This window comes from Mechercharimyces sp. CAU 1602 (genome assembly GCF_024753565.1).
GTDB lineage: Bacteria > Bacillota > Bacilli > Thermoactinomycetales > JANTPT01 > Mechercharimyces.
This window is the reverse complement of the sequence record NZ_JANTPT010000001.1, coordinates 404243-416684: the sequence shown is the minus strand read 5'-3', so window position 1 is coordinate 416684 and position 12442 is coordinate 404243. Positions and strand designations below refer to the sequence as shown.

Here is a 12442-nt window from a genome sequence, read left to right as displayed (position 1 = left end):
CCTCCTCTCAAATCATAGCTGGACGTGTTAAGACTGGAATCCCTTCTGGAAGCCAAATATGAATCGATGCTCGCTCCTTCACAGTAAGCCATCCCAATCCAGGAACGACGATATCCTCCTTCTCTGTACCACTAATCCGAATAACATGCCGTTTTAACGGTGGAAGCGAGTCCCGATCATGCGGAGGAGACAACATTTCACCACAGTGGGCCCGATATAGTGCATCGGCATTTTCCAGCTTGGTGCGGTGAATATATAGATCATTGGAGACGTAACAGGTAAATGGTTGACGCTCCCCTGCTACATAGTCAATACGAGCCAAGCCACCCCAAAAAAGCGTTTGCTCCGCACGAAGCTGAAAAATACGGGGCCGCATCTCCCCCTGAGGTGTGATGATGCGCAAATCTTGTGGCTGAACCCATTCACTCATGCGATCACTTCTCACTATTCCAGGAGTGTCCACCAGTTCCCGTTCATCGTCGAGCGGGATATGAATCGTATCCAGCGTGGTTCCCGGATAGGGTGACGTTGTTATAATTTCATCAGTCTCTTCACTCAAATGAGTGATGAGACGATTGATAAATGTAGACTTACCCGTATTCGTTGTCCCCACAACATAAATATCGCGCCCTTCACGATATTTTTCCATCGCTTCGACTGCGCGATTAATGCCAATTCCTTTATCTGCACTAATTAAGAGCACATCAATGGCGTGCACATCCCACTCTTTGGCTGCTTGTTGTACCCATTCTTTCAACGTTCCATGTTTGATCGACTTAGGAAATAAGTCTACTTTATTCGCAATTAATAAAAGTGGATTATCACCAATATGACGATGTATTCCTGAGATAAAGCTGCCTGCAAAATCAAACAGATCAACCACCTGCACCACTAAACTATCCGTAGAGCGTATCCCACCTAAGATTTTCAAATAATCGTCAGGACGTTGTTCAATCTGTGCCACATCGTTATAATGGCGAATACGAAAACATCGCTTACATACAGGATGTTCCCGCTTCAACGCTGATTCAGGAGCAAAGCCCTTTGCTCCTGAATCACTCGTTTGCAGCAGCGCCCCACACCCTTCACAGCGGATACCTTCATGAGTCACTTCTTTTCCTCCCATCTAGTCAAGCCACGCCGATGCATCCAACGAAATATATGGCGTTCCATCTGGCGATTGAAACGTGTAAAAAAAGCATCTTGCTCCGAAATAGGAGCGACTAAAATCGTATATAAGTGCAAGCGATTTCCTCCCAGCACGTCGGTAAGCAACTGATCTCCCACTACGGCCGTCTCTTCCCTCTCAGTCTGCATCTCGCGCATCGCCTGTCGAAAGGCAGGAGCTAAAGGTTTACGCGCTCGATGGATATAAGGAATCTGTAGCGGAATAGCAAACTGCGAAACACGGGTGCGATTATTATTAGAGACAATCACTACATGAAAACCCATCTCTTGTAATTGATGTAGCCACTCCAACAATTCTGGGGTTGCATCAGGACGTGTCGTTTCGACCAATGTATTATCAAGATCAAAGATTAGCCCTCTAATCCCTCTTTGCCACAACGCCCGATAATCAATTCGATAAATGGACGGTGCAAATAGATCTGGAATCATCCACTTCACAACTATCTCCCTCATTCACCATAATCTCGGGCTTAACTATACCACATGATGGTAGTCAATTCAAAAGCTTAATCCCCCCTAATTTGCACACCAAAAGAGGCCCAGTTATCTTGTGTGGGCCTCTTACAATCATTTATCCAACTATAATCCGTTCTTTTGGATAGCGGAATGGCGGGCAATGATGCGTCTGCTTTTGTACCAATAACAAAATCGTACCGAAGCCAACTCGTCCCGTCAGCATGAGGACGATCAGGACACCTTTTCCGATTGAACTAAACTGATCTACGATTCCCACAGACAAACCACATGTACCAAAAGCGGAAGCTGCTTCAAAAATAAGGAGTCTTAACTCAAAGGATTCCGTAATAGAGAGCACTGTTACAGCTCCTGTTACCAGCGCAACCCCAAACACGGAAACCACAAAGGATTTACGCACATCATAAAAGTCCAGCATCCTCCCAAACACATTTACATCGGACGTTCCCTTCGCATAACTTTTGACAGCCAAGTAGACGGTTCCAAAGGTAGTTGTACGTATCCCCCCACCACTACTAGAAGGAGAAGCACCGATAAACATCAGAAATGAAAAGACTAATAAGGTCGGTAACTGCAAAGTACTGATGTCTAACGTAGAAAATCCACCACTTCGTGTCGTCAGTGATTGAAACATGGCCATCATAATCTTATGATGCCACGCTTCACCTGCCAAACTCTTATTATATTCCATCGCCAGGAAGAAGAGGAAACCTACACCCCATAACAGACAATAAATCCATAAGGAAAAGCGGCTGTGAAGCGATAATTTCCGGCGCAAGCGATATGAAAACAGCTCAATAATAACAGGAAATCCAATTCCTCCAAAAAAGAGAAGAACCATCATTGTTCCATTTACAACCACATCATGACGAAAGTCGATCAAACTATTGCCAAATAGATCAAATCCAGCATGAGTAAAACCCGTGATCGAGTGATATATCCCGTAGTAATATGCCGTATCCCAGGCATAAAAACGTAAGAAATAGGTGCCTAATACAAGTGCACCTATCCCCTCAAAAAGCAAAGCGATCAATAAGATCTTCTGGATTAATGCCACCAGACCGGACAACGTAATCTGGTTTTGATCCCACTGAATCAACATCCGATCACGCAGACCTATTTTCTTCCCTAATATCAACCAAATTACCGCTCCCAATGTCATCATCCCGATCCCACCCAGTTGAATCGTAAACAGCAATACGATTTCACCAAATAGGTTAAACGTTTCCGACACATTTACCACCGTTAGCCCAGTCACACTGACCGCACTAGCTGCAACAAAGAGCGCATCAATAAAGGAAAGAGATCTCCCTGCTTCGTGGGTGATTGGCAATGCTAAGAGAAATGCGGAAATAAGGGAGAGGAGAACATAACCCAGCGCAATCACCTGGATCGGTTTTAAACGATAGCGTAAACTCAAACACTTTCACCTCATTTCTCTTATACAACCTCATCCCTATACTAGCTTAACTACATGTTTTCTTCTAGCATTGTGGTTAAGGATGCAAGCGCTCTGTCTGCATATTGTTTATTACGTTCTTGCTTTGGTTTCACCTTCCGTCCTAGTGGTGGAAAAAGACCAAAATTAGCATTCATCGGTTGAAAGTTGTCTGGATTGGCCGTAGTAATATAGTGTGCCAAACTTCCCATCGCAGTATCTTGTGGAAAGAGAATCAATTCTCTTCCCAATGCCCGTCGCCCTGCATTCATGCCAGCAATTAAGCCTGCTGCTGCTGATTCCACATATCCTTCTACACCCGTCATTTGCCCCGCAAAGAAAAGCGTGTCGCGATCCTTCAATTGATACGTAGGTGCCAATAATTTGGGCGAGTTGATAAACGTATTACGGTGCATCACACCATAACGCACGATCTCTGCATTCTCCAAACCTGGAATCAGACGAATCACGTTTTTCTGATCCCCCCACTTAAGATGGGTTTGAAAGCCAACAATATTATACAATGTTCCTGATTGATTATCTTGGCGTAATTGTACAACAGCATGCGGTTGTTCACCAGTACGAGGATCGACCAATCCGACTGGTTTCATCGGTCCAAACAGGATCGTTTGCGCCCCTCGCTTTGCCATCACCTCAATAGGCATACAGCCTTCAAAATAAATCTCTTTCTCAAATTCTTTAAGTGGTGTCACCTCAGCAGAAACAAGGGCTTCATAGAAGCGATGAAACTCTTCTTCATTCATCGGACAGTTTATATAAGCTGCTTCCCCCTTATCGTAACGAGAGGCGATAAAAACTTTATCTTTATCAATGCTATCCGTTTCTATAATAGGTGCCGCTGCATCATAAAAATAAAGATGCTCTCCCCCAGCAATTTCTTGTATTTTAGCAGACAGTGCATCAGATGTAAGCGGTCCGGTCGCAATAACGGTCACACCTTCGGGGATCTGCTCCATCTCCTCCGTCACTACTTCAATCAGCGGATGGTGATGTAAATCGTGTGTCACCTGCCGGGCAAAAGCTTCACGATCGACTGCTAACGCCCCTCCGGCTGGGACAGCATGTTGGTCTGCACAGCGCATAATAAGTGAATCCAATTTCCGCATCTCTTCTTTAAGAACACCTACTGCATTCGTTAAAACATTGCTTCTTAACGAGTTGCTACACACCAACTCTGCAAAATCTCCTGAACGGTGTGCCGGTGTTTTCTTTTGTGGACGCATTTCATATAGGCGTACTCGCACACCTTGGCTTGCGATTTGCCAAGCAGCTTCACTTCCTGCCAAACCCGCACCCACAACAGTTACTTGTTCGATTGACACTTGACATCCTCCTCTTTATCTAACTCAACCTTTTCATCAAGATCTTCCATTTATATGAATGGGCTTCATTTATGAACCAAGTAGTATACTCTACAGAAACACTATAATGTCTCTTCTTCATCGGTGCAACCCAAAAACCACTTTGCGCATCGCAGCTTCGCTATAACTTGATAAACATAGCAAAAGGAGCACCCTGCAGGGCGCTCCCTCTTTCATCGATTATATACCTTACTTATTTTATGGAATCTTCGCTTATTTAGCTTCGTCCATGAATGCATAACCGAAACAGTCGTCAGCCGTTCCATCACCACAACTGATCGCAACATAATGATATCCTGGCATTTCTTTTTCGATAGAGAGAGATTCTCCCGGCTGTAATGTTTTCTGATAGATAACAGGATCAGCACCCCAAATATCGCTCAAGACGCTAACGGTCATCTCTTCATCGCCTAGGTTAACCCCGTCAATCATCGCCGTCTTCTCGATAGAGGTAATCCCACCAGATGCGCTCGTTTCACCATAAGTGATCGTAGCGTAGCTATACGGGGTAAATCCATCCCCTGAGAAACCAACCATCAATGCCATCACTGCCACCAACGCGATCATGTACTTCTTCATTCTCTCCACTCCTATTCTCTTTTTTAGTTTAGCACCCTACTATGATTCTCTATTTTTTGTGTGTAAAATGGGTGCTAGAGGAAAGTGATTCCTCTGAAATCATTATAACCCACGGAGATATTTTCCTTCAACCGCACCAACCCTCTTCGACAAATTCACCCTTTTTTCTACAAGTATGTATAATTATTAGTATATCCCCTTTAAATCTAGCTTGGTCTGCACACATTTTTCATGTCTGTCCCACTCTTATAGGAAAAGAAGAGGTCACTCTAATGTAACAAATGAGTAAAGACAAGTTTTCCGTTTGTTGATATAAAAAGAAAGAATATAGTAAATAAAACTACATTTGTTTGCACATGCGGATTGTACTTTATCCCTATAAATTAACAATTCAACTCTCTCTATCTATCCATCACCCTCTTTCTCAATTATCGCTTAATAACCATTCATCTTTTTCATATATGACTCATCGGTCATATATATCATGCATTTATTTCAAATGATTGATTGTGTGTTTACAATTGACAATGACTATCTGGTCATGATAGGATCGCTCTAGTCATTGAGGGGAGAGGAGGAAAACGATGAATGATAAAAAGAGGCAAATCATTAGATCCGCCTTAACACTTTTTGCACAACAAGGGTTTCATGCTACATCCATGCAGGAGATTGCTGATCAACTTGGCATCGCGAAAGGGAGTTTATATCGATATTTTTCATCTAAACAAGAACTACTCCTCGCTATCTTCTCTTATCACCAACAAAATTTATTTGATCGAATGGCATTGGCCACACAAAACCCCTCTCTGTCAGCAAAAGAAAAGTTAGCACTACAAATTTACGTTCACTTCGAAGAGTTTCATCACAACCATCATTTCATGAAAATGAGTATGAGGGAAAAGCTGAACACAGATAGTAAAGAAGTAAGTAACCAATTGATGCAGACGACTGCTAAGATATTTAGTTGGTACAAACGAGCTATTGTAGAGATATATGGTGATCCCATCGTTCCACACCTATGGGATGCTGTTATTATGTATCACTCGATCGTCAAAGGATATGGCATGTTACTTATCTTTGAAGAGCGCAAATTAGATACCAAACGATTAGCCTACTTTATCGTTGATCGCATGGATGAAATGATCCTTGCCATGATCAAACATCAGCCTGACCCCATCCTTACACCGACGATGATGATGGATCTGGAAAGTCCCCCATGTGATCACCCTACTCCGGAACAAGCTCTACATGCCTCATGTGGGCAGATCAAAAGCATACTTTGTGAGCTACCTTTAAGTAAATCCCAACGAGAGGAATATGTGGCTGCGGTCGACTGCTTATATGAACAACTTACTTCTAACGAACCACAACCTTTTCTCGTTAAAGCGATGATCTCATTTCTTTCTGAAAGGGAAGAAATACAGCCACAACTTCATGTGATCCGAAGCACAATAACATAAAGCACGTTACCCTAGTTCTATATTACTATCTACTACTAACCACAAAGGAGGGACAGCGATTATGGAACACCTAGAGCAGCGTACAAAAATCGCCATCATGATTGCCATCATGTCTACAGTACTCTTCTCCAGTATCAACATGACTATTGTCGGTACATCTTTACCTAAAATTATCGCTCAGATCGGCGGAATGGAGTACTTTGACTGGGTTTTTACTGCCTATATGTTATCTGCTACAGTAACAGCTATGTTGGTGGGGAAGCTTTCCGATATGTATGGTCGAAAAGTCTTCATTTTAATCGGGATCGTTGTCTTTATGACCGGAGCATTCTTTTGTGGGACATCCGATAACATTTACCAACTTATTCTTTTCCGTACCTTACAAGGGTTTGGAGGAGGAATGATTATGTCTTCTGCATTTGCCACCGTCGGAGATTTATTCTCTCCACGGGAGCGTGGAAGATGGCAAGGGCTTTTAGGAGCTACTTTTGGCTTATCCAGCGTAGTTGGCCCAACCTTGGGTGGATACATCGTTGATAACTTCGATTGGCATTGGGTATTCTGGATTTTTCTCCCGATCGGTTTTCTTGCTTTTACATTGATTTGGCGTTTATACCCCAAACATGATCAGGTTGTAAAAGAAAAAATCGATTATCTTGGTTCCATTAGCCTATCTATCTTTATTATTAGTCTCTTATTAGGCTTCTCATGGGCGGGTAGTAAATACGAGTGGGGATCCGCCCCGATTATTGGCCTTTTTTCCTTAGCCGCATTTTCAATTCTCGCCTTTATCTTTATTGAGAAAAGAGCAAAAAGCCCTATCTTACCCCTTTTTCTTTTCCGCAACAGCACATTTACACTTTCTAATATTGCGGGCTTTCTTATAGGGATGGGTATGTTCGTCGTCATTATGTACACACCCTTTTATGTACAGGGAGTATTAGGGCGATCAGCTACGGTCTCAGGCTTAGTAGAATTAGTCATTACTATTACAATGGTTATCTCCAGTATTATCGTAGGGCAACTGATTACTAAGTTTGGTAGATATAAGGCATTAGCAGTACTGGGGACTAGCTTAATGGCGGTAGGTCTGTATCTAAACTCTTATCTCACCGCTACCTCCCCTCTTACGCAAATGTTGGTCAATTTAGTTATCATCGGTCTAGGTCTCGGTATAACGATGCCCGTTTTTACAATCTCCATTCAAAACTCAGTGAAACATAAGTATCTCGGAGTTTCCACATCCGTTATGCAGGTTTCTCGTCAGATTGGGGGTACAATCGGGGTGGCGATGATGAGTATGATAATGGGCAATCGCATGGAAGATCGTTTGCAAGATAGCTTGCCTCCACAAGAACCCTTGCCCTCTCTTGGAGACGAAATGAATGTACAAGACCCGCGCTTGCTGATGGATCCTGGTCAATTGGAAAATATTCGTTCGGGGCTACCTTCCACCTTAGAACCTGCCTTTGATACTGTGATCACTACATTACGGGAAGCACTTAGTTACTCTGTAACGAGCATTTTCTTTATCAGTTCCATCATTATCACAGTTGCAGCATTCATTACTCTTTTCATTAAAGAGATCCCACTTCGCACCTCCAATATCGATGAGGATGAGACAGATAATAACGATGATGTTATTTTAAAAGTTGCGGAGCAAAACACTTAAGCTCAGCCATATCATAAAGACCTCTCTTATCAGCTTACAAGTTGATAAGAGAGGTCTTTTTCTACATCATCCACTTTATGAAAACAACGGTTAAAAGCGCACCGGTGATCACATACAGTGTAGATAAGCGCAAACATGCAATTCCCACAGCTACTATGCCTCCTAACAAACCAATCCATGGAGCATCTTTTACAACCGTTAATACCCCAGGAAATGTTAGCGCCCCCAGTGCTGCATATGGAATATAGCTTAACCATTCTTTCACCCATGGTGGAGGCGAGAAGCGATCTACTATCCAGATAGGAACTAAACGAGGAAGTAAGGTTACAATCGACATCCCCACGATCAACCACATCAAATTTTCCATCAGCCCTTACGCCTCCTCATCAAAGGAACTCCGGCTAATGCACCCACTAATGTGGCAATGACAATCGACCATCCACTACTCAACCACATTCCAATCAATGTATTAATGGCCATGCTGATAAGGGCAATCACGCCATAGTGCCAACAAGTGCGTACTGCAGGTACAAGCAGAGCGATAAACATCGCGTATAGTGCTATAGACATACTTTCACTTATCCCCGCTGGGATAATGTGAGAAACCAACGCCCCCACGACCGTCCCACCCACCCAAGCGAGATAGGAAGATCCTGTAAGGCCAGCGATATACGATGGGGTTGCTCTCTCCTGATTAAATGAGGTGACGGTAAACACTTCATCTGTTAGTGCAAGTGAGAGCGTTAGCTTCCACTTCCGCGATAACTTTTCTAACTGGTTCATTAATGCCAATCCCATCACAAAGTGACGAAAATTAAGGATAAACGTTGCCAATACGATCTCTAACGCGCCAGTACCTAAGGCTAACATATTAAGAGCCATAAATTGACTTGCACCTGCAAAAACAAGACTTGACATTAAAAAGGCATGAGAGACTGAAACGCCCATCTGCTGAGCCAAAACACCAAAGGTGATAGCCACCGGAAAATAGCCAATAACAATAGGTAACCCTGCAATCACACCTTGTATAAAAGTAGGCTGTTCCTGCTGTAAAATAAGTGAATCTGCTCTCTCCATAAAACTCTCCTTTAGGTAAAACCCACAGTAGCTTTTGATCACTACACACTGGGCTAAAAGTTACTTCCACCAACGCCCCACTAAGGATTTTTTCTTTACATCTTTCCATTCCCACAGTACCCCTTCGTGCCCCAAGGTACCTTTACGCTTCAATTCTTGCTTGATCAAAAGATACGTTTTTAATTCTTTTACAATGTGATGCAGTTCCGCACGCGTTTCAAACTCTTCACGATCTCGAGGAAGTGGCGATTCTTTAAACTCCAAACGCATCTCCTCTAACTCTTCTAGGAATTGGGTTGCTGTATTATATGGCCCCAGGGCATCCGCCACTTTCTCAAGAAAGTGAGCAATCTGAAGTGCTTGTGGATAAAACGCATCTACAGAAGAAAGCGAGGTCATCATTCGTTCCAGCACTTCAAACTGCTTCTCCCTCATCTCAAAATACCGATAGTAATTATATTCTTCATTATAAGGATGATTCTCCAAGTCTTTGAGAGCAAGTGCCTTCGCCTTTGTCAATCGCTTTGAAACTGAGATGAGCTCTTTACCATCCCAGCTGGCATCATTTGTTTTTAGGTAGTGAGCAAAGTGAAAAAGAATGGCACTAAAATCTTGTTCAATTTTACGGCGATACTCTTTTAATATGCTCTCCACGTTGGGCATGTAGAGGTTAAGAAGTAGCGCAATTCCTACCCCGATTATGATCAAGGCCATCTCGTTCACTATAAGCCCCCAGCTTACTTCTTCCAAGATATAGAGATGTAAAATGATAACCAAACTGGTTACCACACCTTCTATCGCTTGTAACCAGACAGCCAAGGGAATCATAAAGAAAAGAAAGAGAGAGACCGACCAAGGATGGTAACCGATTGTTTCAAACAAAGCCACTGATAATACTAAGGCCAGCACGCAGATCAGGATGCGTTGCCATGCACTAATATAAGAGCGCTTCTTCGTGCTTTGTATCGATAACATAGCAAGAATCCCAGCCGATGTATAAAACTGTAGATCCAATCCCTGTGCGATTGCAATCGCAATCCCGGTAGCGATCGCCGTTTTCATCGTTCGATAGCCAAATCCGAATTTCATCTGTATCCTCCTACTACCGCCAAAGTCCACTATTTGGACGAACTCCTATTGATTATACATGAAGAGAGCTTAAGCACAAGGTGGAAAGGAACTAGATCGATCACTCATTCTCCTGCAAGCCTATCCCTTTAATAATAAGAAAAAGAACATCCTGACAAGGGTGGTTCGTCAGCATGTTCTTTTTCTTATTATGATCTCGTATTTAATAGTACCCCTGATGTTGTACCCAGCGGAACTAGAACAACTTCGATAACAAAACAGCCAAAGCTTGATTAATCTCTTCTATATCATCTTCTGAGATACCCTTAATTCTATCTAAGAACTGTGTTTCTAAAGCGGTGAAATAGTCAGTGACGAGACGATCTCCCTTTTCTGAAAGATTAATATAAACCTTTCTCCTATCTTCACGAGAAGGGTTCTTTTGAATTAAATCTTGCTCTTGTAGCTTTTTTAATTCGCGGCTTGCATTAGGTAAGGAGATTTTAAGATAATCGCAAATTTCACTAACAGCAACTGGTTGATTAAACTTCAAATATTTTAAGAGGTTGTATTGACACGTCGTAAACTGGTGTTCCGATCCTCGGCATAAATCGATCGATAGCTGATTAACTTCTGAAGACAAAGCAATAAATTGCGTAAATGTTTGTTTGCGGTTCAAGATAACCACCTCAGTAATAAAATTTATCATTATAGTTATCAAAAAACAACTGTATATATATAATTTTATTTTTACAATTATCATTTGACAACTAAATAAAGGTTTGTTAAGCTTACTCTTATGATCAACTTGATTTGATTTGTTTATGACAAATTGAAAGGTGTGTGTAAAATGAAAGCAATGACTGTAGAAAAATATGGAGCGGATCAACAACTGCAACTAACTGAACTGCCAACACCATCGATCGGCGATGATGATGTGCTCGTTCGCATTTCCGCAGCCAGTGTCAATCCCATTGACTATCTTGTTCGAAATGGGAATTTTCGACTTGCCTTTAAAAATACATTTCCTCTCATCCTAGGTAATGATATGGCTGGGATAGTGGAGAAAATCGGCCCCAATGTAAGCAAATTTAAGGTCGGAGACAAGGTATACGGTCGGCCTAACCCAAACAGAATCGGCACATTCGCTCAATATATTGCCATCCATCAACATGATCTCGCGTTAACCCCACAAAATCTTACGATGGAAGAAGCAGCTGCCATTCCACTCGTTGGATTAACCGCATGGCAAGCATTAAATGATATATTGCAGCTGAAGAAAGGGCAAAAAATATTGATTCATGCAGGGGCAGGCGGGGTAGGAACCTTCGCCATTCAACTTGCCAAACATATTGGTGCATTCGTAGCTACGACAGCAAGTGAAAACGGGGAAGCCTTAGTAAAAGAGATGGGTGCAGATCTTTTCATCAACTATAAAACAGAATCATTTGAAGATGTGATCGACCACTACGATGCAGTGTTTGATACCGTAGGCGGCGACACCTTAGAGCGATCCTTTCGCGTTTTAAAGCCAGACGGAAAATTAGTTTCAGTATCTGGTCCTCCTACAAAAGAAGGAGCAATCGCGTATGGACTTGGCTTTCTACCCAAAATGTTATTTTCGTTAGCGTCCAAAAAAATTAGAAAGACCGCCAAACAGTATGGAATCCCTTATCACTGGTTAGGGATGAAACCTAATGGAGAGCAGCTCAGCCAAATTACTGCACTCATTGAAGGAGGAATCATTCGCCCGGTTATTGACCGCACCTATCCCCTTTCACAAGCGCAAGCAGCCATCGAACATGTAGAATCTAAGCGCGCAAAAGGGAAAGTGATTATCACGGTAGAGACTTCTTAACCTATCTACATTCAGGGTATCGGAAAACCGATAACCCTCTTTTTTTATGAAAAGTGAAGAGCTTCCGCCACTAATACTTTATCATAACTTAGAATCCAAATATCTGAAGAATACCATTCTGGCAATGAAAGCAGATTACGCTCCATTTACTACAGCCATCTAACTTTTATTCTAAACGGATATATTCTCTTACAATAGAAATGATAAGATATGTTTATGGTATGCTCTTTTAAGGGTATTACTCCC

General features: G+C 42.4%; 12 protein-coding genes. 3 read left to right on the top strand and 9 right to left on the bottom strand.

Annotated features, from left to right (window positions below; all coding sequences use genetic code 11):
- Positions 1–7: 7 nt before the first annotated feature.
- The 5 genes from yqeH to NXZ84_RS02230 form a co-directional block, all read right to left on the bottom strand.
- Positions 8–1126, bottom strand: a complete 1119-nt coding sequence (yqeH, locus tag NXZ84_RS02250; RefSeq protein WP_258838672.1) for a ribosome biogenesis GTPase YqeH — start codon at positions 1124–1126, stop codon at positions 8–10.
- On the bottom strand, positions 1108–1617 hold the full coding sequence (locus NXZ84_RS02245; RefSeq protein WP_258840307.1) for a YqeG family HAD IIIA-type phosphatase: 510 nt from the start codon (positions 1615–1617) through the stop codon (positions 1108–1110). Before NXZ84_RS02245 ends, yqeH begins: the two co-directional genes overlap by 19 nt.
- Before the next feature lie 142 nt (positions 1618–1759).
- Positions 1760–3082, bottom strand: coding sequence for a TrkH family potassium uptake protein (locus tag NXZ84_RS02240; RefSeq protein ID WP_258838671.1), 1323 nt, complete (start codon positions 3080–3082; stop codon positions 1760–1762).
- A gap of 50 nt (positions 3083–3132) precedes the next feature.
- Entirely contained in the window at positions 3133–4443 is a 1311-nt protein-coding gene (gene trmFO / locus NXZ84_RS02235) for an FADH(2)-oxidizing methylenetetrahydrofolate--tRNA-(uracil(54)-C(5))-methyltransferase TrmFO (RefSeq protein WP_258838670.1), read from the bottom strand.
- Between the two features lie 252 nt (positions 4444–4695).
- Positions 4696–5061 (bottom strand): hypothetical protein, encoded by a 366-nt coding sequence (locus NXZ84_RS02230; protein ID WP_258838669.1) that lies wholly within the window; start codon positions 5059–5061, stop codon positions 4696–4698.
- Between the two features lie 584 nt (positions 5062–5645).
- Between NXZ84_RS02230 and NXZ84_RS02225 the strand changes: the two genes are divergently transcribed.
- Both NXZ84_RS02225 and NXZ84_RS02220 read left to right on the top strand, forming a co-directional pair.
- Entirely contained in the window at positions 5646–6521 is an 876-nt protein-coding gene (locus NXZ84_RS02225) for a TetR/AcrR family transcriptional regulator (protein ID WP_258838668.1), read from the top strand.
- Positions 6522–6582: 61 nt separating this feature from the next.
- Positions 6583–8193 carry an MDR family MFS transporter gene (locus NXZ84_RS02220; protein WP_258838667.1) on the top strand — a complete coding sequence of 537 codons (1611 nt, stop codon included), beginning with the start codon at positions 6583–6585 and terminating at the stop codon, positions 8191–8193.
- A 61-nt stretch (positions 8194–8254) separates the two neighbouring features.
- On the opposite strand, the gene NXZ84_RS02215 is transcribed toward NXZ84_RS02220, so the two are convergent.
- The 4 genes from NXZ84_RS02215 to NXZ84_RS02200 all read right to left on the bottom strand — a co-directional run bounded on the left by NXZ84_RS02215 (position 8255) and on the right by NXZ84_RS02200 (position 11017).
- The gene (locus NXZ84_RS02215) at positions 8255–8560 is read right to left on the bottom strand and encodes an AzlD domain-containing protein (RefSeq protein WP_258838666.1); all 306 of its coding nucleotides are present in this window, start codon (positions 8558–8560) and stop codon (positions 8255–8257) included.
- Positions 8560–9270 carry an AzlC family ABC transporter permease gene (locus NXZ84_RS02210; RefSeq protein WP_258838665.1) on the bottom strand — a complete coding sequence of 237 codons (711 nt, stop codon included), beginning with the start codon at positions 9268–9270 and terminating at the stop codon, positions 8560–8562. Before NXZ84_RS02210 ends, NXZ84_RS02215 begins: the two co-directional genes overlap by 1 nt.
- 60 nt (positions 9271–9330) lie before the next feature.
- Positions 9331–10359: an aromatic acid exporter family protein gene (locus tag NXZ84_RS02205; RefSeq protein ID WP_258838664.1), complete on the bottom strand. Its 1029-nt coding sequence runs from the start codon at positions 10357–10359 to the stop codon at positions 9331–9333.
- A 235-nt stretch (positions 10360–10594) separates the two neighbouring features.
- Positions 10595–11017 carry a MarR family winged helix-turn-helix transcriptional regulator gene (locus tag NXZ84_RS02200; protein WP_258838663.1) on the bottom strand — a complete coding sequence of 141 codons (423 nt, stop codon included), beginning with the start codon at positions 11015–11017 and terminating at the stop codon, positions 10595–10597.
- A gap of 171 nt (positions 11018–11188) precedes the next feature.
- On the opposite strand from NXZ84_RS02200, the gene NXZ84_RS02195 reads away from it, so the two are divergent.
- The gene (locus NXZ84_RS02195) at positions 11189–12196 is read left to right on the top strand and encodes an NADP-dependent oxidoreductase (RefSeq protein ID WP_258838662.1); all 1008 of its coding nucleotides are present in this window, start codon (positions 11189–11191) and stop codon (positions 12194–12196) included.
- Positions 12197–12442: the final 246 nt, after the last annotated feature.